The sequence below is a fragment of the Sulfitobacter sp. 1A12056 genome (genome assembly GCF_043558125.1).
GTDB lineage: Bacteria > Pseudomonadota > Alphaproteobacteria > Rhodobacterales > Rhodobacteraceae > Sulfitobacter > Sulfitobacter faviae.
Map to the genome: position 1 here is coordinate 79,665 of NZ_JBIFFY010000003.1, position 22,152 is coordinate 101,816.

Sequence of the window (22,152 nt, forward strand, 5' to 3'; positions counted from 1 at the left end):
GCTTTCGGCGCGCGTTGTCTTGTCAGGTGCCGCGCGGTTTGGCGCGCAGGGTCGGGTCCGCCACCGTGGGGTCGTCGGGCCACGGGTGACGCGGATACCGCCCGCGCATGTCCTTTCGCACATCGGCATAGGAGCTTGCCCAAAAGCCGGGGATATCCATCGTGACCTGCACCGGGCGCTGTGCAGGCGACAGCAGGGTGACCTGCAATGGCTGACCGCCCACCGTCGGGTGCCGTGTTACGCCGAACATCTCTTGCAAACGCAGCGCGATGCCGGGGGTCTCTCCGCTGTAGTCGATGGCCACGCGCCGCCCGAGCGGGGTTTCAAAATGGGCAGGGGCCGAGCGGTCCAACTCTTGTTGCTGCTCCCAACTCAGCCGGGCTTTGAGCGCCGGGGTGATGTCGAACCCTTTCCAATCGGCGCTGCTGCGCACGCCCGTGAGATGCGGCAGCAGCCAGTCTTCCAGCGTCTCCATCAGATGCGCTTCGGTGAAATCGGGGAAGGGCGCGGGCATCAGCCGGGCGCGGGCCAGAAACAGCGCCGCCGTCTTGCCGGGGTTCAGCCCCAATTGCCGCACCCCGTCCAGCATCGCGACTGCCACTGCATCGGCGGGCGCATCGGGCCATGTGCGGTCCTCTAGAACCAGCGCGCCAAAGACCTCTTGCTTGCGGGTCAGCACACGCCCCTCACGGCGCGACCATAGGCAGACATCCTGCCAGCGGATTTGATCGGCGAAGGTAGCGCGCAGCTCGGCGTCCGAGATCAGCGCCGCCTGCCGGATGCGCGCCTCGCGCGGGTCGCCGTCGAGGTCCGTGGCCACCAAGAGCCGCGCGCCCGCCATCGGGTCGGCCTCTGGCAGCACCGCGCCCTTGCCGCCCGAGAGCACATAACGCGGTGCCTCGCCCTTGCGGCGCAGCCCGACGCGGTCGGGGTAGGCGAGGGCCGCCAGCACGCCCAAGGAGTCCGGCCCGTCGCCCTTCGCGCCGCGTGCAAGGCGTTTCGCCTCGGCCTTGATGCGCGCTAGCGTGGGCGCATGGGGCGGCGTGGCAGTGCGTTTGCCGGCCAGCGCGTCCATCCGCTGCGCAAGGTCGACGGGTGCGCCGCGCATCGGGTCACGCTCGGCCAGAAGGGCCGCCAGAATCGGCGCGCGAGGGCCGCCGCGGGCCACCATATGCGCCAATCGTGGGTGCAGGGGGAGTTTTGCCAAGGTGCGGCCATGTTCGGTGATGCGCCCCGCAGCGTCCAGCGCGCCCAGCATCTGGAGCACCGATTGCGCCTCGGCCAGACGGCCTGCGTGGGGCGGGGTGACGAAGCTCAGATCGCTCGCCTGCGCGCCCCAGAGCGCCAGTTCCAAGGCGAAACCGGTGAGGTCGCCAGCCTCGATCTCGGCCGGGGGAAAGGCCGCCAGCGCCCCTTCTTCGCCCCGGGTCCAGAGCTTGTAGGCCACCCCGGTATCAAGCCGCCCGGCCCGGCCCGCGCGCTGCGTCGCCTCGGCGCGGGTCACCCGCTCGGTCACCAGCCGGGACATGCCCGAGGCGGGATCGAAGAGCGCGCGCCGCGCGCGGCCCGCGTCGACGACAATGCGGATGCCTTCGATGGTCAGGGAGGTCTCGGCGATGGAGGTCGCCAGCACGACCTTGCGGCCCGAGGGCGCGGGCGCGATGGCGGCCTGCTGCGCCTTGAAATCAAGCGCGCCAAAAAGCGGGGCGAGGGTGCAATCTGCTGGCAGGGCGGGGCGCAAAAGCGCCTCGACCCGGCGAATCTCCCCCTCGCCGGGCAGGAAGACCAGCGCGGAGCCGGGCGATTCCGAAAGCGCCTTCAGCGTGAGGTCAGCCACGGCGTTCTCTAGCCGTTGTTTGCCCATGGGCTTGTCGAGCCAGCGCGGTTCAACCTCGAAACTGCGCCCCTCGGAGGTCACGATCGGCGCCTCCATCAGCGCGGCCACCGGGGCGGCGTCGAGCGTGGCGGACATGGCCACCAGCATCAGGTCGTCGCGCAGCGCGCCCGCGACTTCGAGCGCCAGCGCGAGGCCAAGATCGGCGTTGAGCGAGCGTTCGTGAAATTCGTCGAAGATCACCGCGCCGACGCCCGGCAGGTCGGGGTTGTCCTGCAACATGCGGGTCAGAATACCCTCGGTGACTACTTCGATGCGCGTGGCCTTGGACACCGCCGAGGCGCCGCGTACGCGAAAACCCACGGTCTGGCCGGTCTCCTCGCCGAGGCTTTGGGCCATGCGCGCAGCGGCAGCGCGGGCGGCAAGGCGGCGCGGCTCCAGCATCAGGATGCGGCCTTGGGTCAGCCCGGCCTCCAGCATCGCCAGCGGCACCCGCGTCGTCTTGCCCGCGCCGGGGGGCGCTTGCAGCACGACGCGGCCCGTGTTGCGCAGGGCGGCGATCACATCCGGCAGAACGGCGTCGATGGGCAGGGCGAAATCAGCGTTGGACATGGCGCGGTTATCGGGCAAAGCCGTCGCCGCGCCAAGGGTGGGGATGGACAATTCCACGCCGCCCCCGCAAAAGTTGCCCCATGGATATCGAGACATTGGCCGAAGGCATCATAGCAGGAGAGCGCCGCGCATTGGCACGGGCGATCACCTTGGTGGAATCGGGCCGCGCCGATCACCGCGCGGCGGCGGCGGAGCTGTTGGCGAAGCTGCCCACCGACCGGCAGGCGCTGCGCATCGGGCTTTCGGGCACGCCCGGTGTGGGCAAATCCACCTTCATCGAAAGCTTCGGCATGATGCTGACCGGGCAGGGCAAACGCGTGGCGGTGCTTGCGGTGGACCCCAGTTCGGCGCGCACCGGCGGCTCGATCCTCGGCGACAAGACGCGGATGGACCGGCTGAGCCGCGACCCCAATGCCTTCATCCGCCCTTCGCCCAGCCAGACCCACCTGGGCGGCGTCGCGCGCCGCTCGCGCGAGGCGGTGCGGCTCTGCGAGGCGGCGGGCTTTGACGTGGTGCTGATCGAGACCGTGGGCGTGGGCCAGTCGGAGACTGTCGTGGCCGAGATGTCGGATGCCTTCGTGCTGCTTCTGGCCCCCGCTGGCGGGGACGAGTTGCAGGGCGTGAAACGCGGCATCATGGAGATTGCCGACCTTATCGTCATCAACAAGGCCGACGGCGATCTGAAATCCACCGCCGCGCGCACCCGCGCTGACTATGCCGGTGCCCTGCGCCTGTTGCGCAAGCGCCCGCAAGACCCCGAGGGCTTTCCGCGTGCCACCGCCGTCTCTGCGCTGGAAGAAAACGGGCTAGAGGAGACTTGGGCCGCCTTGCAGGAACTGACCGACTGGCGCCGCGAAAACGGGTTCTGGGACCGCACCCGCGCCGCACAGGCGCGCTATTGGTTTGAGCAGGACGTGAAGCAGCGGCTTTTGGCGCAGCTTGAGACCCCGCAGGCCAAGGACGATCTGACGCGGCTCAGCGATGCCGTGGCCGATGGGGCGCGTGATCCGGCGGAAGCGGCGGCGGAATTCGTTCGCCGCCTCAGGGCAGATTAAGACGCGTTTGCGGGTTCCGAGACGGGGAAGAGCACGTCGTAGATCCAGTTAAACACGAAGGCGTAGATCAGGTAAAACACCGCCAGGGACACGTCGATCAAGAAGGCTTCGCGCAGAGAAATCTCTAGATACCACGCGATGAAGGGCAAGAGCACGAAGAGCAGCCCGATCTCGAAACTCACGGCATGAAGCACGCGGATCGGCACCGTCTTTTTCACCGTGCCGCGCAACCGGCGCAGGGCGTGGTCGAAGCCGAGGTTGTAGAGATAGTTCCACCCCGTCGCGATGCTGGCGCTGACCACGGCGACGACGCCGATATGGCCGATGGGCTTGTCAAAGAGCCAAGCACTGGCGGGGGTGACGATCAGCAGGGCGATGATCTCAAAACTAAGGGCGTGGCGGATGCGGTCTGCGGTGCTGCGCATGGGGTGGTCCCGGTATTGGTCGGGTCGTCCCGAGTGGCTGCCCAAATGGGGGAGGTCGTCCTCGCTTGGGGCCAATATGGCGATTGACGCGCGGGGTGCAAGGGGCTCAGCGGCCCGCCTTGGGATGGGCGTTGTTATAGACCTCCATCAGCCGCGCGGTATCGACGGCGGTATAGGCCTGCGTGGTCGAGAGGGAGGCATGGCCCAGAAGCTCCTGAATGGCGCGCAGATCACCGCCCGCGTCGAGCAGATGGGTGGCAAAGCTGTGGCGCATGGCGTGGGGCGTGGCGCTGGCGGGCAGGCCCAGTTGCATCCGCGCATCGGCCATCACCTGCGCCACGGCGCGCGCGCCCAAACCACCGCCGCGGATGGCGCGGAACAGCGGGGCCTGCGCCTCACGCGGGTGCGGGCAGAGGGCGAGGTAGTCTGCGACCGCGGCGCGGGCGGCGGGCAAGACCGGCACGACCCGTTCCTTCCCGCCTTTGCCAAGGATGCGCAGGCTGGCGGGCAGGGGCGCATCGCCGCCTTTCAGCGCCAGCGCTTCGGAAATCCGCAGTCCGCAGCCCCAGAGCAGGGTCAGCACCGCCACGTCACGCGCCGCGACCCATGGCGCGCGGGCTTGGGTCTCGACACAGTCGATCAGCGCGCGGGCGGCGTCTTCGGCCAGCGGGCGGGGCAGTTTCTTGGTGAACTTGGGCGACCGGGCGAGGAGGACCGCAGTGGGCTCGAACCCCTCCCGCTCGGCCAGCCAGCGGTAAAAGGCTTTCACCGCCGAGAGTTTGCGCGCGACAGAGCGTGACCCCGCCCCGCCGCTGCGGGTGCTGGCCATCCATGCGCGCATATCGCTGATGGTGATTTTCGCCAACGCCCCCAGACCTTGGGTGTCGCCCTTATGCAGCGTCATGAAGGTAAGAAATTCGGTCACATCGCCCCGGTAGGCGATGATCGTATTTTCGGCCGCATCCTTCAGCGCGCTTTGGTGTTCCAACCACGTCTGAAGCGCGTCCCGCGCGGCGGGGCTGATCAGCAGCGGATTTGCCTTCTCGCTCAAGACAGCCAGCGGCGCATGGATCGCTCCAGCACGCCGGTAAAGAAGGTGAGCAGATCGGTGCCCTGTTGCGGGCCGAACATATGCGGGTCTTCGGCGCCCATGACCAACAGGCCGGGCAGCCGACCGGGGCCGAAATCAAGCTTGAGACAGGCTTCCGAGCGGATCCACCCCGCCTTGCTGCCATAAAGCGCTTCGGACCCATCTTGCAGCGCGCGCAGGGTCACCTGCCGCACCATGCCGCCGCGCCCTTGGCTCAGGTAGTCGTCGATGAACCCCGGTTCGGCCACGCTGAGCACATCGCCCAAGCGCTGCACCGCCGGGTCATTGTCGTTCTGAGTAGATTCCAACACCAGCCGCACCGCATCGACGCGCAGGATATCGGCCACTTCGCCGCCGAGGTTGCGCAGGAAGGTCTCGAACTCCACCGGGTCGAGCATGCGCAGGATGGCACGGTGGATCTGGTTGGTCCCGGCGAGGTTCTCATAGGCCGCCGCGATCACGCTGCGGTGGGTGTCCTCCAGCCGGTCAAGACGGGTTTCCAGCCGCTCCATCGCGATGCCGCGCAGATCGACGATATTGCCGCCCATGGCCTTTTCATTGGCCGCGATCAGCGCCTGCATCACGTCGCTGTCGTCAAGAATGACGTCAGGCGCTGAGATGATCGCCTCCCGCAGGGCGTCGTCGATTTTGGGGCTGCTGCTCATGGGCGTCTCTTTTTGATTTGCGGTGTCATAGCATGCTGGGGCGTCAAGATCTGCCCCCAATTGGTCACGGGTGCTGCCGCCTGCGATCTTTGTTGCCGCATTGCGTCAAGCCGGGATGTAGAACGAAGCCCGGCGGAACAAAAGCGGCGCAGACGTGTTAGCCCCGGTCGACGCGCGGATTTCAGCCGTAGGGCCGCGCGTAGCTGATCGAAGCCTGCCGCATATCCCCGGATGCGGTGGAACAGGTCTTTGCCGGGAGAGGAAATCTTACATGGAACATGTCTCTGTCGATCTTTGGGCCGCCAACCTTCAGGTCGCGCCGGACTCGCTGCAAAGCTGGCTCGCCAGTGTCGAGACGCGGTTGCAGCAGGCCGCCGCGCGCGAGGCGCAGCTTTTGGTGATGCCCGAGTTCTGCTGCGCGCAGTGGCTGAGTTTCGCCCCCGCCGACTTACCTGCGGAAGAGCAGCTTGGCTGGCTCGCGCAGACCGCCACGCTGGCGCTCGACCCGATGCGGCGCATGGTTGAGCAAGCCGGCGTGGCCCTGCTGCCCGGCACCTTTCCCGTGGCCTTCCCTTCGGTCGATGCACCCGAAGGTTACCTTAATCAAGCGTGGTTTCTAACCCCCGATGGCGGGCTGCAAGTGCAGAACAAGCTGAGCCTGACCCCGCTTGAGGCGAATGGCGCCAGCGGCGTGACCATCGCGGGCACGGGGATCAACCTGTTCGAGTGGAACGGTTTGCGCTGTGTCATCGCGATCTGTCTTGATGCGGAATATACCGCGCTCTGGTCAAAACTGGGGGAGCTGAACCTCGATCTGGTGATCATTCCCGCCAAGACCGATATGATCACCGGCTATAACCGTGTGTTCAGCTGTGCGCGGGCGCGGGCGATCGAATTGCAAACCGCCGTCTGCTGTGTCGGCGCCGTCGGCGCGCCGCTGACCCCATGGCAAGAGGATACCGGCGTGGGCGGGGCGAGCGTCTATCTGCCCTGCGATGTGTCGGTGGCATTGGACGGGATGCATGCGGCCCTGCCGCCCCAGACGGCGGCGCAGGGCATGGATCTGGTCTTGCAAGCCCCGGCGATCCCCGTGGGGCAATGCCGCCGCATCCGCGCAGGCGCGGCCGAGGCCGAGGTGCGTCCGGGCCTGTGGTCGGGCGATCACCTGACGGTCGAAGGGAGTGCGGCCTAAGGCAAAGAAAAACCCCCTCCGCCACGGGCGGAAGGGGTTTGATGTTCGCGCGTTAAGGCCGGATCAGAGGATGTTCTGACCGGTCTTTTTCCAATCGGCCATGAACTGCTCCAGCCCCTTGTCGGTCAGCGGATGCGCGGCCAGTTTCTTGATCACCTCTGGCGGCGCGGTCATCACGTCGGCACCGATGCGTGCGGCGTCCAGAATGTGGTTCACGCTGCGGATGGAGGCGGCGAGGATCTGCGTCTCGAAACCGTAGTTGTCATAGATGGTGCGGATGTCTTGGATCAGGTCCATGCCATCGAGGTTGATGTCGTCGAGACGCCCGATGAAGGGCGAGATGAAAGTCGCGCCCGCCTTGGCCGCGATCAGCGCTTGGTTCGCCGAGAAGCAGAGTGTTACGTTGATCATGTGACCTTCGCCCGACAGAACCTTACAGGCTTTCAGCCCGTCCCATGTCAGCGGCAGTTTGATGGTGATGTTGTCGGCGATCTCGGCCAGTTTGCGGCCCTCGGCGATCATCGCGTCGGCTTCCAGCGCCACGACTTCGGCGGAGACGGGGCCATCGACGAGGTCACAAATCTCTTTGGTGACTTCAAGGATGTTGCGGCCCGATTTCAGGATCAGGGAGGGGTTGGTGGTCACGCCGTCAACCATGCCAAGGTCGTTGAGTTCGGCGATGGCGTCGATCTCGGCTGTATCTACGAAGAATTTCATGGGCTTTCCTTCCGGGTTGGAATGTGATCGCTATCGGGTCAATTCGTTGCCTTGGCTTTACCGCATGATCTGCGATGCTTAAAGCCTCAATTCCCCCAAGCGACACGGAGCATGCAGCAGGTATGGCTGAATTCTACCACCATGGTGAGTTGTTGTCGGTGATGACCACCCAGCCTTTGGGCCGCGCGCTGGATTATCGCGCGCCCGAGGGCGGTTGCCATGCAGGGGCCTTTGTCGAGGTGCCGCTGGGGCCGCGCAAGGTGATGGGTGTGGTCTGGGGGCCGGGGGCTGGGGATTACGACATCAACAAGGTGCGCCATGTGATCCGGGTGCTCGACGCGCCGCCGATGCGCGAGGAGATGCGCGAGTTTCTGCTACGGTCCGCAGCCTATACGCTGACCCCGCTGCCCGCCATGCTGCGGTTGGCAACCCGTGCGCCGGGGCTGGGCGATCCGCCCTCGATGCGCAAAATCTACCGGGCCGGTGAGGGCGTGCCGTCGCGCATGACCGATGCGCGCCAGCGGGTCATGGCGGTGCTGGAGGAATATGGCGATCTGGCTTTCACGCTGAAGGAGCTTTCTGAGATGGCCGGGGTGACGTCCTCGGTCGTGAAAGGGCTGGTCGACCAAGGCGCCGTGCGCGAGGAGGAAAGCCCCCGCGACCTGCCGTTCCGCCCGCTCGATCCCTCGCTGCCGGGCAAGGCGCTGACCGAGGATCAGGCCAAGGCGGCGGCAGTGCTGCGCGAGGGGATCAAGTCCGAGACCTACGGCACCACGCTTTTGCGCGGGGTCACCGGTTCGGGCAAGACGGAGGTCTATCTCGAAGCCGTGGCGGCGGCGGTGCAGGCCGGGCGGCAGGCGCTGGTGCTGCTGCCCGAGATCGCGCTCACCGAACAGTTTTTGGAGCGTGTCGAAGAGCGTTTCGGCGCCAAGCCCGCCGAATGGCACTCGGGCGTGACCATGACGGAGCGGCGCCGCATCTGGCGCATGGTGGGGCAGGGCAATGCGCAACTGGTGATCGGCGCACGTTCGGCGCTGTTCCTGCCGTTCCAGAACCTCGGGCTGATCGTCGTGGATGAGGAACATGACACCTCCTACAAGCAGGAAGACGGCGTGCTCTACAACGCGCGGGACATGGCGGTGCTGCGGGCCTCAATCTGCGGCGCGCAGGTGGTGCTCGCAAGCGCCACGCCGAGCCTCGAGACATGGGCCAATGCCGAGGCCGGGAAGTACCGGCGGCTGGAGTTGACCTCGCGTTTCGGCCCGGCGGTGATGCCGCAGATGGGCGCGATCGACATGCGGCAGGCGGGGCTGCCGGGGGATAAATGGATTTCGGGCGAGATGAAGCGCGAGGTCGACGCGCGGCTGGCGCGCGGCGAACAGGCGATGCTCTTCATCAACCGCCGCGGCTATGCGCCGGTCACGCTTTGCCGTGCCTGTGGCGAGCAGATCGGCTGCGACCAATGCGATGCGCGGATGGTTGAACACCGGTTCCTGAAACGCCTCGTCTGCCATCAATGCGGTGAGAGCAAGCCGATGCCCGAGGCCTGCCCCTCTTGCGAGGTCGAGGGCAAGCTCGCGCCCGTGGGGCCGGGGGTGGAGCGTCTGGGCGAAGAAGCGGCAGCGCTCTGGCCCGAGGCGCGGATCGCGACGCTGAGTTCTGACATGTACGGCTCGGCCCGCGCGCTCAAGGCCGAGATCGCAGGCATCGCCGAGGGGGCGGCGGATATCATCATCGGCACGCAGCTGGTGGCCAAGGGGCATAACTTTCCCAAGCTGACGCTGGTGGGGGTGATCGACGCCGATCTCGGGCTCACCGGGTCGGACCTGCGCGCAGCGGAGCGGACGTTCCAACTGATGCGGCAGGTGGCGGGGCGTGCGGGCCGGGCCGAGGCGCCGGGCGCGGCGCTGTTGCAGACCTATCAGCCCGAGCACCCGGTGATCCGGGCGATCTTGGCGGGTGAGGAGGAGGCCTTCTGGGCCGCCGAGGCCGGGGAACGGCGGCAAGCCGGGGTGCCGCCCTATGGGCGCATGGCGGGGATCATCCTGAGCGGCAGCGATGCGGCGGCGGTCTTCGATCTGGGCAACCATCTGGCGCGGCATGATGCGCCTTTGCGTGCCGTGGGGGCGCAGGTCTTCGGCCCGGCGCCCGCGCCGATCGCGCGGGTGCGTGGGCGGCATCGGGTGCGGTTGTTGGTGAAGGCGGATAAAGGCGTGGCGTTGCAGGAGGCGCTGGGCCGCTGGGTCGGCGGGCTGCGGCTCAAGGGGGACTTGCGGCTGGCGGTGGATATCGATCCGCAGAGTTTTTATTGAGGCTGGCTGGCAGGGCATCTGCATCGAACAAAACAGCCCGGAATCAAGGCCGAAGGCCGCCGGGCAGCGCCAGACCGGCCCATGGTCTGGCGCTTTTGCTATCGGAGTGGCGGCTTGCGCATGTTTCATATGAGTTGCTGCCATAAAGTGCCCACCTGAAAGTTCGTGTGCGCCAGCCCCCGGTCTGGCACTGCCCGGCTCCTGAGCCGGATCGTCCTTTTCTCTCGCCATCCCCGGGCCTTGGGCGTAATGAATTGCCATGACCCGTTTTATCACCCTCGAAGAGGCCAAGCGCCTGCCGTTCTGGCGCCGTCCCGTGGCCCTGCTGTTCCTCATGGCGCTGGCCATGCCGATTGCCTTCAATACATGGTCGGCGCTGCTCAATAACTTCGTCATCGAGGTCGCGGATTTCGACGGGTCCGACATCGGGCTGCTGCATACGGTGCGCGAGATCCCGGGCTTCTTCGCCATCGGTGTCATCGCCATCCTGCTCTTCATGCGCGAACAGGTGCTGGGGCTGGTCTCGCTCGCGCTTCTGGGCGCGGCCACGGCGGTCACGGCCTATTTCCCCTCCATGGGCGGTATCCTGACGATCACCATGCTCAGCTCCATCGGCTTTCACTACTACGAGACGGTGAACCAGTCGCTGCAACTACAATGGCTGAAGATCGAGGACGCCCCGCGGATGATCGGCTGGCTCATGGCCGCGGGCTCGCTGGCCACGTTGGTGGCCTATCTGGCGATCATGGCGCTGTGGGAGACGCTGAGCCTGAGCTACAGCATCGTCTATATGATCGGTGGCGGTGTCACCGTCGCTATCGCGATCACCGCCATGCTGGCCTATCCGCAGTTCGAGGCGCCCACGGTGCAGAACAAGAAAATGGTGCTGCGCCGCCGCTACTGGCTTTATTACGCGCTGCAATTCATGTCCGGCGCGCGGCGGCAGATCTTCGTGGTCTTCGCGGGCTTCATGATGGTCGAGCGCTTCGGCTTTGAGGTGCATGAGATCACCATGTTGTACCTCATCAACCTTGTCGCCAATATGCTCTTTGCCCCGCTGATGGGCCGCGCGGTGGGCCATTTCGGCGAACGCCGGACCTTGGCGGTGGAATACATCGGACTGATCTTGGTCTTTCTGGCCTATGGCGGGGTCTATTACCTCGGCTGGGGCGTGGTGATCGCGGCGGCGCTCTATGTCATTGACCACATGTTCTTTGCCCTCGCATTGGCGCTGAAGACCTACTTCCAGAAGATCGCCGATCCGGCGGATATCGCGCCCACGGCGGCGGTGGCTTTCACCATCAACCATATCGCCGCGGTCTTCCTGCCGGTACTCTTGGGGCTTCTGTGGCTGGCCTCTCCGGCGGCAGTGTTCTTCCTTGCGGCAGGGATGGCGGCGGTGTCTTTGATGTTATCGCTGCTGATCCCGCGCCACCCCGCGCCGGGGCATGAGACGATCTTTCAACCTGTCGTGGCGCAGGCCGCCGAGTAACGGGCAAAACCCGGCATGGCTTGACCCGGCGCGCGCGTGGCCCTAGGCGAAACGCAACCGCACCGCAGCAAAGGACCGCGCCATGCCCACTTTCACCGCCCTGACCACCCTTGAAGGCCGCGACCCCGCCTATGCTCTGGGCGAGGCGATGGAGCGGCTGACCCCTGAGCCCACCGGCGTGGGTGTTTTCGAGGTCGAGGACGGCTCGGGCCTGTGGGAAGTCGGCGGCTACTTCGAAGAAGCGCCCGATACCGCAGCACTTGCCGTGCTGGCCAAGGCCATGGGCGCCAAGGAATTCACCGTCTCCGAACTGCCCGAGACCGACTGGGTCGCCCATGTCCGGCGCGAATTGGCGCCGGTGGAGGCGGGCCGCTTCTTCGTCTACGGCAGCCATGACGCGGACAAGGTGCCCGAAGACTGCGAGCCGCTGCTGATCGAGGCCGCCATGGCCTTCGGCACCGGGCATCACGGCACCACCTTGGGCTGTCTCAAGGCGCTGGACCGGCTGGCGAACGAGGGGTTCCACGGCCGCAACGTCGCCGACATCGGCTGCGGCACCGCGGTGCTGGCCATGGCCGCCGCGCGCATCTGGCCGGAAACCGTGCTGGCCAGCGACATCGACGAGGTCGCGGTCGAAGTGGCGCAGGCCAATGTCGATGCCAACGGGCTAACGGGCCGCGTGACCTGCGTGGAAGCGGCGGGCTTCGACCACCCCGCGCTGGCCGAAGCCGCGCCTTTCGATCTGGTCTTTGCCAATATCCTCAAAGGACCGCTGGTGGCGCTGGCCCCCGACATGGCGGCGGCGCTCCAACCCGGCGGCTATGCGATTCTCTCCGGCCTGCTGAACGAACAGGCGGAAGAGGTGATCGAGGTTTATGCACGATCTGGCATCAATCTGACCCACCGCGAGAGCATTGGTGACTGGACGACACTGACGCTTCAAACGAAAGTATAATTCACGCCTCATTTTCGTTGCATTCGAGCCTTTTGCCGCTTTGTTGCCACATTTGGACTTTATTCAAATTGGCAGCAAACGGTGGGGGCCGGATTGCTACGGAGGCTGTGATGGCTGAAGGACACGCTCAATTCGCGAAACGGATCGAACTTCTGGGGCGCAAGCATCGGAAGCTGGAACGAGGACATGTCACCCGCGTCGGACGCGACGGGCTGATCTCCGTCTTGCCGAAACGCGCCCGCCGGGGGTTCCCGATGACAGGGCTTTTCCTGATCGTTCTGGTGTTTTTCGGCTTCAAAGCCTTCACCCTCGCCGCGATCGGCCCGGTGACCTATAACGAACGCCTTTCGCGCCTCGCCAATGGGTCGAACCTTGAGCAGATCGGCGCCAAGATGATGGCCATCGACCCGGTGACCCAGACATTGTCCGAGCTGACCGGCCCGATCATGCGGTAACGTGGCACCGCCCCTTGCGTAAAGAAAAAGCCGTAGCGGAGGCTCTCCGCTACGGCTTTTCTAATGGGGCTGATGTTTATCCCGTAGGGTCAACGCACGAAGTGGTTCTGCGCCACAAGGTCAATGTCGCCCCGGATCAAGCCGATGTCTTGCAATTCGAGATCGGTCAGGTCCGACAGCGCCTTGCGGGTGGCGCGGCTGTCTTGCCAAGCCTCAACCGCAGCGAAGAAGGCGCCGAAAAAGCCAAGGATACGTGTGACGGCCGAGGGGGAGCCGTAAGCGGTGCGGGTGGTGTCGAAAGCTGCCATGGGGCCGTCCTTTGTTTGATCTCAGGTTGCGCCGGCAGGAGGGCAGGATGGCCTTCCTTACCGAACGGAATTTTTGGCAAGTATGCCCGAAATTCGCCCCGCGCAATCCCTCAAAAACGACAGTGAGGCCTGCGTTTTTTGCATGGGTCGAAAACAGGGTTAACCCACTCTCATTACGGGAAAAATTCACCGCCCGGCATGTCGGTTTTGAACCATGGAGAGGCGCAATTCGACACCGCGGTTTAAAAGCGACAGAGCGCCTGTCGCAAAGCGCCCGCCACGCTTCAGGGCTTTGCGATGTTCGCCTTTCGTGCTAGTGCACCAAAAAAGCAACAATTTTATCGAGGGGCAGAGATGATACGGGTGATCGGCATAGATCCGGGGCTGCGCAATCTGGGCTGGGGCGTGATCGATGTCTCGGGCAGCCGAATCGCCCATGTGGCCAATGGCATCTGTCACTCCGAAGGCGACGACCTTGGCGCGCGGCTCTTGTCCTTGCATGGGCAGCTTACGCGCGTGCTGACGGCATGGCGGCCCCAAGCGGCAGCGGTTGAGCAGACCTTCGTGAACAAGGATGGCGCCGGGACGTTGAAGCTGGGGCAGGCGCGGGGCATCGCCATGCTGGTGCCCGCGCAGTTTGGTTTGACGGTGGGCGAATATGCCCCCAACAAGGTCAAGAAAACCGTGGTCGGCGTCGGCCATGCGGATAAGGGACAGGTGGCGCATATGGTTAAGATGCAGATGCCGGGGATCGAGATTGCGGGGCCGGATGCCGCCGACGCGCTGGCCATCGCGATCTGCCACGCGCATCACGGCGGGGCGAGCACGCTGGCGCAGGCGGTGGCGAGGGCAAGCGCATGATCGGCAAGCTTTCGGGCCGCATCGACTACCGCGCTACGGATCATGTGCTGATCGACGTGCGCGGGGTGGGTTACCTCGTCTATGTCTCCGACCGAACCATGGCAGCACTCCCGGGCGTGGGCGAGGCGGTGGCGCTTTATACCGACCTCGTGGTGCGCGAGGACTTGATGCAGCTTCTCGGCTTCCAGACGCTGGTGGAGAAGGAGTGGCACCGGCTGCTGACCTCGGTGCAGGGGGTGGGGGCCAAGGCCTCGCTCGCGATCCTCGGCACGCTGGGGCCGGATGGCGTGAGCCGCGCCATCGCGCTTGGTGACTGGAACGCGGTGAAGGCCGCGAAGGGCATCGGGCCCAAGATCGCCCAACGCGTGGTGCTTGACCTCAAGGACAAGGCGCCCGGCGTCATGGCGATGACCGGCACCGTGGCCGACGCCATGGGCGAGACTGAGGCCGCCGCCGACGAGGCGGTGATTGAAGCTGCCGCCCCGCGCCCCGCGCCGAAACCTGCCGCCCCCAATGCCTCTGCCCAGTCCGAGGCGCTTTCGGCGCTCGGTAACCTCGGCTATGCCCCGGGCGATGCGGCGGGCGCCGTGGCGCAGGCGGCAGGCGAGACGCCCGAGGCCGATACCAAGGCGCTCATTCGCGCGGCGCTGAAACTGCTGGCGCCGAAGGGGTGAGCATGAATGCGCGCGGCGGCTGGTGCGTGAACCTTCCGCTGGAAGAACCACGCACCCTACGGCATAACGAGGCCCTATGACCGACATCGACCCAACCGTGCGGCCCGACCCGCTGCCCGAAGACACCGACCGCGCGCTGCGGCCACAAATGCTCAGCGAATTCGTTGGGCAGGCGGAGGCGCGGGCGAACCTGTCGGTCTTCATCCAGTCGGCCCGCCAGCGCGGCGAGGCGATGGATCACACGCTGTTCCACGGGCCGCCGGGCTTGGGCAAGACGACACTGGCGCAGATCATGGCGCGCGAGCTTGGCGTGGGCTTTCGCATGACTTCCGGCCCGGTGCTGGCCAAAGCCGGTGACCTTGCCGCGATCCTCACCAATCTCGAGGCGCGCGACGTGCTTTTCATCGACGAGATCCACCGACTGAACGCCTCGGTCGAAGAGGTGCTCTACCCGGCGATGGAGGATTTCGAGCTTGATCTGGTGATCGGCGAAGGCCCCGCCGCGCGCACCGTGCGGATCGAGTTGCAGCCCTTCACGCTGGTGGGCGCCACCACCCGCATGGGGCTTCTGACGACGCCGCTGCGCGACCGTTTCGGCATTCCGACGCGGCTGCAGTTCTACACCGAGGACGAGCTTTACATCATCGTCGACCGCAACGCCCGCAAGCTCGGCGCCCCGGCGGACGAAGGCGGCGCGCGCGAGATCGCCAAACGCGCCCGCGGCACGCCGCGTATCGCCGGGCGGCTGTTGCGCCGGGTGGTGGATTTCGCCGTGGTCGAAGGCGATGGCCGCGTGACGCGCGAGTTGGCGGATATGGCGCTGACCCGGCTCGGGGTCGATCACCTCGGCCTCGATGGGGCCGACCGGCGCTACCTGCGCCTGATGGCCGAGAATTACCAGGGCGGCCCGGTGGGGATCGAGACGCTTTCCGCCGCGCTTTCGGAAAGCCGCGATGCGCTGGAGGAGGTCATCGAGCCGTTCCTGTTGCAGCAGGGGCTGATCCAGCGTACCCCGCGCGGCAGGATGTTGGCCGCCAAGGCGTGGAGCCATCTCGGGCTTGCCGCGCCCAGAGGGCAGAGCGACCTTTTTGGCTGACGTTTCGGAGCGAAGGTAGACCAGATGACGATGACCGCAGAGCAGATCGAGACCCTTTTCACCCGCCGCGACGGGCAGTTCGCCTTTGCCCGCTGGGGCCGTCCCATCGCCCCCGTGGCTTTCGGGATCGAGGAAGAGGCGCTGCCGGTGGTGAAAGGCGCGCTCGAAGCGGTGGCCACGCTTGCCGGTCACGACATGGCCGAAACCGACCCGGAGTTGGGCAGCAACCTGATGATGTTCTTCTTCGCCGATTGGGCGGAGCTTTTGGACGTGCCGGGTATGGATGGGCTGGTGCCCGACCTCGCGGCGCAGGTCGAGCGGCTGCAGGCCGCGGGGGCGAACCAGTACCGTTTCTTCCGTTTCGACGAGAACGGCGCGATCAAGGCGGCTTTCGTCTTCCTGCGCATGGACGAGAGCCTGCAAGACATGTCCGCGCAGGTGCTGGCGCTGAGCCAAGCGGTGCAGGTCATCCTTTTGTGGTCCGAGGATGCCTTTCAGGAGCAATCCCCGCTGGCGATGGCCGATGACGCGCTGGTGCTGCGCCCCGAGGTGGCGGATGTGATCCGCGCCGCCTATGACCCGGTGATGCCCCCCGCCGCCAATGATGCTAGCCACGCGCTGCGCCTTGCCGCGCGGGTGCAGGTGGCGTCATGAGCCATAGCTTCCCGGTCCGCATCTTCTATGAAGACACCGATATGGCGGGTGTCGTCTATTACGCCAACTACCTGCGCTATATCGAACGGGCGCGGTCGGACATTGTCGAACAGATCGGCCTTGATCAACGCGCCATGCGCGACGAGGGGCTGGTCTTTGTCGTGACGCGGGTGGAGGCGGATTACCTCGGCGCCGCGCGCTTTGGCGACCGGCTGGAGGTGCAGACGACCCATCAGGCCGAAGGGCCGGTGCGTTGGGTGTTCGACCAAGACGTGCTGCGCGATGGCAAGGTCATCTTTCGCGCCAAAGTTACCGCCGTTTGCATGACAACGGGCGGAAAACCCACGCGGCTGCCAGCGAAACTCCGCTTGTCGGACGGCGATCCGGCGCGGTGATACCATAATTCTGGCAATCTAGGTTGCAGTCCGTTAGCTTTGCTCCAAATTGAGGCCGGAAAATAGGGCCCAGAGATAGAACCCAGAGGCAGAATGCCCCGAAGGGGCGGCAGTAAAAGAGCATAGTTAAATGGAAGCAGAGACGCTGGCATTGGCACAGGGGATCGATTTCTCCCTGTGGGGTCTGTTCGCGAAGGCGACGGTCACGGTCAAACTTGTAATGATCATGCTGATCGGGGCCTCTTTCTGGTCTTGGTCGATCATCATTCAGAAAACCATCCAATACCGCAAAGCCCGTGCAGAGGCGGCGCAGTTCGATCGGGCCTTCTGGTCGGGTGAGCCTTTGGACGGTCTCTTTGACACGATTGGCGCCGATCCCGACGGCCCGTCGGAGAAGATCTTCGCCGCCGGCATGTCGGAATGGCGCCGCTCCCACCGCGAGGACGGGGCGCTCATTCCCGGCGCCACCGCGCGCATCGACCGGTCGATGGACGTGGCCATCGCCAAGGAGGCCGAGCGCCTGCAAAAGGGGCTGCCGGTGCTGGCGACCGTGGGCTCCACCGCGCCCTTCGTCGGGCTGTTCGGCACCGTCTTCGGCATCATGAACTCCTTCATCGAGATCGCGGCCCAGCAGAACACCAACCTCGCCGTTGTGGCCCCGGGCATCGCCGAGGCGCTTCTGGCGACCGGCATCGGCCTTCTCGCCGCGATCCCGGCGGTGGTCTTCTACAACAAGCTGAGCGCCGACAGTGACCGGATCCTCGGCACCTACGAGGCCTTCTCGGACGAATTCGCGACCATCCTCAGCCGCCAGTTGGACAGCTAAGCCATGGGTGCGGGTGTCATGAAAAAGCAAGGCGGCAAGGGGCGGCGGCGCGGCCGCGCCCAGCCGATGGCCGAGATCAACGTCACGCCCTTCGTGGACGTGATGCTGGTGCTGCTGATCATCTTCATGGTCGCGGCCCCGCTCCTCACCGTCGGCGTGCCGGTGGAACTGCCCAAGACCGCCGCCACGGCCCTGCCAGCCGAGCAGGAAGAGCCGCTGACCGTCACCGTCACCGCCCAAGGCGCGGTGCAGATCCAGACCACCGACACGCCACGCGACCAGCTGGTGACCAAGCTGCGCGCCATCGCGGCCGAGCGGGCCAGCGACCGGGTCTTCCTGCGCGCCGATGGCGCGGTGCCCTATGCGCAGGTCATGGAGGTCATGGGCGCGCTCAACGCGGGCGGATTTTCCAACATCGGTCTAGTGACCGACATCGGCGGCCCGGCGATGGACGGCAGCGACACGTCGGGTGGCTGAGCGGTGCATACCGGGCATTACATATCAGGTGCCGGGCATCTGGGTCTTATCGGCTGGCTTTTGTTCGGGAATATCTTCACCTCCGAGCCGGACCCGGTCGAGATGACCGAGGTCTCGGTGATCTCGGCGGCGGAATATGACGCGCTCGTCGCGGCCCAGCAGCCGCCCGCTTCGACTACCGAGGTGGCCCAGCCCGCATTGCCCGCACCGAGCGAGGAGGCGCCCGATGTCAGCGCCGAGCCGGATGCCGAGATCGAACAGCCCGAGCCGGTGCAGACCGAGACCCCGCCCGAGGACAGGCCGCCCGAGGTGACCGAGCTGGAACTGCCGCCGCAGACCGAAGTGGACGACAGCGCGCCCGAACTGAACGAGCCCATCGGCGACACCGCCGTTCTGGTGCCCGAGATCGCCCCCGAGGCCCGCCCCCGCGAGGCCCCGCGCGTGGCGCCCGAGCCCGTGGCCCCGCCCGAGCCCGAAGCGCGCCCCGACCTTGACGAACAGCCCGCCGTCGCGCCCGAGCCCGAGGCCGAGCCGGAAGTTGCCGTCGAAGAAGAGCCGCAAGAGGCGCAGACGCCTGAGGACAGCACGACCGAGATCGTGACCGAGGCCGATCAGGCCCCGGCGGCCTCGGCCCGTCCGCCCGGTCGCCGTCCGGCCCCGCCGCCGCCCGTCGAGGTGGCCGAGGCCCCGGAGGAACCCGAGGAGGAAGCCGCCCCCGAACCGACACCGGAGCCCGCCGAGGAACCTGCGCAGGACACGACCGAAGACGCCATCGCCGATGCGCTGAGCGAAGTCCTCGGCCAGCCGGAGGCCGAAGCCCCGGTGCCGAGCGGCCCGCCGCTGTCGTCGGGCGAGCGCGAGAGCCTGCGCGTCGCGGTTTCCGCCTGCTGGAACATCGGCGCGCTGTCGACCGAAGCGGCGCGGACCACGGTGATCGTGGGGCTGCAGATGAATCAGGACGGCACGCCGGTAATCGGGTCGATCCGGATGCTCAGCGCCTCGGGCGGTGGCGATGCCGCAGCAAGGCAGGCCTTCGAGGCGGCCAAACGTGCAATCATCCGCTGCGGCAGCCGCGGCTACGACCTGCCACAAGAAAAATACAGCCAGTGGCAAGACATCGAGATGACATTCGATCCAATGAGGAGCCGATAACATGCTGACGAGACTTCTGGGACTTCTGGCACTGGGGGCCGCGACCGTCTTCGCGGCAGCCCCGGACACCGCGCGCGCCGAGCCGTTGCGCATCGTGATCGACGACCCGACCATCGAACCCTTGCCCTTTGCCGTCCCCAGCTTTCAGCCCGAAAGCGGTGAGGCGGGGCAATTGGCCGTCGACATCGCCCGCGTCGTCTCGGACGATCTGACCGGCACTGGCCTGTTCCGCGAGATTCCGGCCAGCGCCTATATTTCTACCGTGAGCGACTTCAATGCGCCGGTGGAATATGCCGATTGGAAGGCGATCAACGCGCAGGCGCTGATCACCGGGGCGGTCAATGTCACCGGCAATAGCGTGAACGTGAAATTTCGCGTCTATGACGTCTTCTCGGGTGAAGAGCTGCTGGATGCCAGCGGGCAGGGCGGTTTGCAATTTAGCGGCACCGTCGACGGCTGGCGCCGCATGGCGCATAAGGTGGCCGATGCGGTTTACAGCCGGATCACCGGCGAGGGCGGCTATTTCGACAGCCGCGTGGTTTTCGTCTCCGAGACCGGGCCGAAGGACAATCGCCAGAAACGTCTGGCCGTGATGGACTATGACGGGGCGAACCTGAAATACCTCACCGAATCCGGCTCTATCGTGCTGGCGCCGCGTTTTTCGCCCAGCGGGGACCGTGTGCTCTACACCAGCTATGAAAGCGGCTTCCCGCGCATTTATGTGCTCGACATCGGCACCGTCCAACGCCGCGCGCTGCAAAGCGCCGAAGGCTCCATGGCCTTCGCGCCGCGGTTCTCGCCCAGCGGTCAGACGGTCGTCTATTCGCTGAGCCAAGGCGGCAACACGGATATCTACTCGATGGACATCAACAGCGGCCAGTCGGTGCGCCTGACCAACACCCCCGCGATCGAGACGGCGCCGAGCTTCTCGCCCGATGGCAGCAAGATCGTTTTTGAAAGTGACCGTTCCGGCAGCCCGCAGCTTTATGTCATGCCCGCCACCGGGGGCGAGGCGACGCGGATTTCCTTTGGCGAGGGGCGCTACGGCACGCCCGTCTGGTCGCCGCGCGGGGATCTGGTGGCCTTCACCAAGCAGAACAAGGGCCGCTTCCACATCGGTGTCATGCGGCTGGATGGCTCGGAAGAGCGTCTGCTGACCGCTTCTTTCCTTGATGAGGGTCCGACTTGGGCCCCCAACGGGCGGGTCATCATGTTCGCGCGCGAAACCCAAGGGGCGGGCGGGTCTTCCTCGCTCTATTCCGTCGATATTTCGGGGCGCAACCTCAAGCCTGTGCGCACGCCCGAAGGCGGCTCTGACCCCTCGTGGTCACCGCTGCAAGACTAAGGTTTCCACATGCCACCCACGGGTGCGGGCAATTCCAATGATCCCGCGCCTGTGTTAATACCAGCAACGATAACGCCACCACATAGAAGGCAGACCCCATGAAACGCATTCTGACCAGCACGCTTTTGATTTCCGCATTGGCCGTGTCGGCCTGTACCAACCCTGACCGCTTTGGTGCCGATGGCATGGGCGGGGCAAATGCAGGGGCCGGGGTCAACGCCGGCGTGGTGCCGGGCAGCGCGAATGACCCGACCTCCACCGCCTATTTCCAGCAGGCCGTGGGCGACCGGGTGCTGTTCCTTGTGGACCAATCCACCCTGACCGACGAAGGCCGCGCCACGCTTGACGGGCAGGTCGCATGGCTTCAGGCCAATTCCGACTACCAAGCCGTGATCGAAGGCCACGCCGATGAGCAGGGCACACGCGAATACAACATTGCCCTTGGCGGTCGCCGCGCCAACGCGGTGCGCGAATACATGATCTCACGCGGGATCGCGGCCTCGCGGCTCAAGACCATCAGCTACGGCAAGGAGCGCCCGATCGAGATTTGCTCGGCCGAGGCTTGCTATGCCAAGAACCGCCGCGCGGTGACCGTGCTGGCTGGCGGCGCGCTGACCAGCTGATCGCGGCAACTGCCCAAGCAATGACCAATCCAAGGAGGCCGATGTGCTGAAGCGATATATCTTCGTGGCCGTGATGGGGCTGATGACCGCCCCCGCCGCGCTTATGGCGCAGGACAACGATCAAACGCTGGCGGACATTCGCCAGCAGCTGACCGTGCTCAACGTCGAGGTGCAAAAGCTGCGCCGCGAATTGTCGACCACCGGCGGCGCCTCGGTCGAGACCGGCGGCAATTCGGTGTTGGAGCGGGTCAGCACCATGGAGAGCGAGTTGCAGCGCCTCACCTCCAAGACCGAGGAGATGGAGAACCGCATCAACCGGATCGTCGCCGATGGCACCAACCGGATCGGCGATCTGGAATACCGTCTGGTTGAGCTTGAAGGCGGCGATCTGGGCGCTTTGGGTGAGACGTCGACCCTCGGCGGAGGGGAGGCGCCCGCCGTGGCAGCCCCCGCTCCCGACGCAGATCGCGAGGTTGTCGAAGTGACCCCCGGCAGCGGTGGCGCAGGTACATCTGGCGGCATCATCACCCCCATCAACGAAGCAGAGCTGGCGGTCAGCGAGAAGGCCGATTTCGAGCGGGCGCAGGAGGCGCTCGCATCGGGTGACTTTCGCAGCGCCGCCGATCTCTTTGCGTCCTTCAATACGACCTACCCCGGCGGTCCGCTAGCCGCCGAGGCCGAGATGCGCCGGGGCGAAGCCCTGACCGGTCTGGGCGACAACCGTGAAGCGGCGCGCGCCTATCTCGCGGCCTTCAGTACCGATCCCGAAGGGCCGGTGGCCCCGCGGTCGCTCTTTGAACTAGGCCGCGCCCTTGGCGTGTTGGAGCAGACCCAAGAGGCCTGCGTGACCCTTTCGGAAGTCGGCGTGCGCTTCCCGAACGCCCCGCAGGTCAGCCAAGCCGAGGCGCAGCGCCAGACGCTGGGTTGTTCCTGACCG

23 protein-coding genes are annotated in these 22,152 nt (G+C 65.9%); 17 read left to right on the forward strand and 6 right to left on the reverse strand.

Annotation, left to right across the window (positions count from 1 at the left end):
* Window positions 1-22: 22 nt before the first annotated feature.
* Entirely contained in the window at window positions 23-2,446 is a 2,424-nt protein-coding gene (gene hrpB, locus ACGYLD_RS08530) for an ATP-dependent helicase HrpB (protein ID WP_271693791.1), read from the reverse strand.
* An 80-nt stretch (window positions 2,447-2,526) separates the two neighbouring features.
* Here hrpB and meaB point away from each other — a divergent pair, with 80 nt between their 5' ends.
* The gene (gene meaB, locus ACGYLD_RS08535; RefSeq protein WP_271693134.1) at window positions 2,527-3,501 is read left to right on the forward strand and encodes a methylmalonyl Co-A mutase-associated GTPase MeaB; all 975 of its coding nucleotides are present in this window, start codon (window positions 2,527-2,529) and stop codon (window positions 3,499-3,501) included.
* On the opposite strand, the gene ACGYLD_RS08540 is transcribed toward meaB, so the two are convergent.
* From ACGYLD_RS08540 to ACGYLD_RS08550, 3 genes are all read right to left on the reverse strand, one after another.
* Complete coding sequence (locus ACGYLD_RS08540) at window positions 3,498-3,926, reverse strand: PACE efflux transporter (protein ID WP_271693136.1); 429 nt, start codon at window positions 3,924-3,926, stop codon at window positions 3,498-3,500. The genes meaB and ACGYLD_RS08540 overlap by 4 nt on opposite strands.
* A 106-nt stretch (window positions 3,927-4,032) precedes the next feature.
* Entirely contained in the window at window positions 4,033-4,977 is a 945-nt protein-coding gene (locus ACGYLD_RS08545; protein ID WP_271688070.1) for a tyrosine recombinase XerC, read from the reverse strand.
* A complete protein-coding gene (locus tag ACGYLD_RS08550; RefSeq protein ID WP_271693139.1) occupies window positions 4,974-5,681 on the reverse strand; it encodes a DUF484 family protein in 708 nt (235 codons plus the stop codon). Before ACGYLD_RS08550 ends, ACGYLD_RS08545 begins: the two co-directional genes overlap by 4 nt.
* Before the next feature lie 271 nt (window positions 5,682-5,952).
* Between ACGYLD_RS08550 and ACGYLD_RS08555 the strand changes: the two genes are divergently transcribed.
* Entirely contained in the window at window positions 5,953-6,873 is a 921-nt protein-coding gene (locus tag ACGYLD_RS08555) for a nitrilase-related carbon-nitrogen hydrolase (protein ID WP_271693140.1), read from the forward strand.
* A gap of 63 nt (window positions 6,874-6,936) precedes the next feature.
* Here the strand turns inward: ACGYLD_RS08555 and fsa are convergent, their stop codons facing one another.
* Entirely contained in the window at window positions 6,937-7,590 is a 654-nt protein-coding gene (fsa, locus tag ACGYLD_RS08560) for a fructose-6-phosphate aldolase (RefSeq protein ID WP_067263530.1), read from the reverse strand.
* A gap of 122 nt (window positions 7,591-7,712) precedes the next feature.
* Between fsa and ACGYLD_RS08565 the strand changes: the two genes are divergently transcribed.
* The 4 genes from ACGYLD_RS08565 (at window position 7,713) to ACGYLD_RS08580 (ending at window position 12,804) form a co-directional block, all read left to right on the forward strand.
* Window positions 7,713-9,902, forward strand: coding sequence for a primosomal protein N' (locus ACGYLD_RS08565; protein ID WP_271693141.1), 2,190 nt, complete (start codon window positions 7,713-7,715; stop codon window positions 9,900-9,902).
* Between the two features lie 259 nt (window positions 9,903-10,161).
* Window positions 10,162-11,394 (forward strand): MFS transporter, encoded by a 1,233-nt coding sequence (locus tag ACGYLD_RS08570; RefSeq protein WP_271693143.1) that lies wholly within the window; start codon window positions 10,162-10,164, stop codon window positions 11,392-11,394.
* 82 nt (window positions 11,395-11,476) lie between these two features.
* Window positions 11,477-12,349 carry a 50S ribosomal protein L11 methyltransferase gene (locus ACGYLD_RS08575; protein WP_271688066.1) on the forward strand — a complete coding sequence of 291 codons (873 nt, stop codon included), beginning with the start codon at window positions 11,477-11,479 and terminating at the stop codon, window positions 12,347-12,349.
* Window positions 12,350-12,459: 110 nt separating this feature from the next.
* Window positions 12,460-12,804, forward strand: a complete 345-nt coding sequence (locus tag ACGYLD_RS08580) for a hypothetical protein (protein WP_271693144.1) — start codon at window positions 12,460-12,462, stop codon at window positions 12,802-12,804.
* Window positions 12,805-12,893: 89 nt separating this feature from the next.
* Here ACGYLD_RS08580 and ACGYLD_RS08585 read toward each other — a convergent pair whose 3' ends face one another.
* Window positions 12,894-13,112, reverse strand: a complete 219-nt coding sequence (locus tag ACGYLD_RS08585) for a DUF1127 domain-containing protein (protein WP_209218191.1) — start codon at window positions 13,110-13,112, stop codon at window positions 12,894-12,896.
* Between the two features lie 354 nt (window positions 13,113-13,466).
* On the opposite strand from ACGYLD_RS08585, the gene ruvC reads away from it, so the two are divergent.
* The 11 genes from ruvC (at window position 13,467) to ybgF (ending at window position 22,149) form a co-directional block, all read left to right on the forward strand.
* Window positions 13,467-13,973 carry a crossover junction endodeoxyribonuclease RuvC gene (gene ruvC, locus ACGYLD_RS08590; RefSeq protein ID WP_067263543.1) on the forward strand — a complete coding sequence of 169 codons (507 nt, stop codon included), beginning with the start codon at window positions 13,467-13,469 and terminating at the stop codon, window positions 13,971-13,973.
* Window positions 13,970-14,647, forward strand: a complete 678-nt coding sequence (gene ruvA / locus ACGYLD_RS08595) for a Holliday junction branch migration protein RuvA (protein WP_271693147.1) — start codon at window positions 13,970-13,972, stop codon at window positions 14,645-14,647. Before ruvC ends, ruvA begins: the two co-directional genes overlap by 4 nt.
* Window positions 14,648-14,723: 76 nt before the next feature.
* Window positions 14,724-15,743 carry a Holliday junction branch migration DNA helicase RuvB gene (ruvB, locus tag ACGYLD_RS08600; protein ID WP_271693148.1) on the forward strand — a complete coding sequence of 340 codons (1,020 nt, stop codon included), beginning with the start codon at window positions 14,724-14,726 and terminating at the stop codon, window positions 15,741-15,743.
* Between the two features lie 30 nt (window positions 15,744-15,773).
* Window positions 15,774-16,397 (forward strand): hypothetical protein, encoded by a 624-nt coding sequence (locus ACGYLD_RS08605; protein ID WP_271693792.1) that lies wholly within the window; start codon window positions 15,774-15,776, stop codon window positions 16,395-16,397.
* Entirely contained in the window at window positions 16,394-16,792 is a 399-nt protein-coding gene (locus ACGYLD_RS08610) for a YbgC/FadM family acyl-CoA thioesterase (protein WP_209218189.1), read from the forward strand. The genes ACGYLD_RS08605 and ACGYLD_RS08610 overlap by 4 nt, the downstream gene beginning before the upstream one ends.
* Before the next feature lie 130 nt (window positions 16,793-16,922).
* Complete coding sequence (gene tolQ / locus ACGYLD_RS08615) at window positions 16,923-17,618, forward strand: protein TolQ (RefSeq protein ID WP_271688060.1); 696 nt, start codon at window positions 16,923-16,925, stop codon at window positions 17,616-17,618.
* 3 nt (window positions 17,619-17,621) lie between these two features.
* Window positions 17,622-18,095: a protein TolR gene (gene tolR, locus ACGYLD_RS08620; protein ID WP_209218187.1), complete on the forward strand. Its 474-nt coding sequence runs from the start codon at window positions 17,622-17,624 to the stop codon at window positions 18,093-18,095.
* A 3-nt stretch (window positions 18,096-18,098) separates the two neighbouring features.
* Entirely contained in the window at window positions 18,099-19,247 is a 1,149-nt protein-coding gene (locus ACGYLD_RS08625) for an energy transducer TonB (RefSeq protein ID WP_271693150.1), read from the forward strand.
* Between the two features lies 1 nt (window position 19,248).
* On the forward strand, window positions 19,249-20,592 hold the full coding sequence (gene tolB / locus ACGYLD_RS08630; protein WP_271688056.1) for a Tol-Pal system beta propeller repeat protein TolB: 1,344 nt from the start codon (window positions 19,249-19,251) through the stop codon (window positions 20,590-20,592).
* A gap of 98 nt (window positions 20,593-20,690) precedes the next feature.
* Window positions 20,691-21,215 carry a peptidoglycan-associated lipoprotein Pal gene (gene pal / locus ACGYLD_RS08635; protein ID WP_067262930.1) on the forward strand — a complete coding sequence of 175 codons (525 nt, stop codon included), beginning with the start codon at window positions 20,691-20,693 and terminating at the stop codon, window positions 21,213-21,215.
* A gap of 73 nt (window positions 21,216-21,288) precedes the next feature.
* Entirely contained in the window at window positions 21,289-22,149 is an 861-nt protein-coding gene (ybgF, locus tag ACGYLD_RS08640; RefSeq protein WP_271693793.1) for a tol-pal system protein YbgF, read from the forward strand.
* Window positions 22,150-22,152 lie beyond the last annotated feature (3 nt).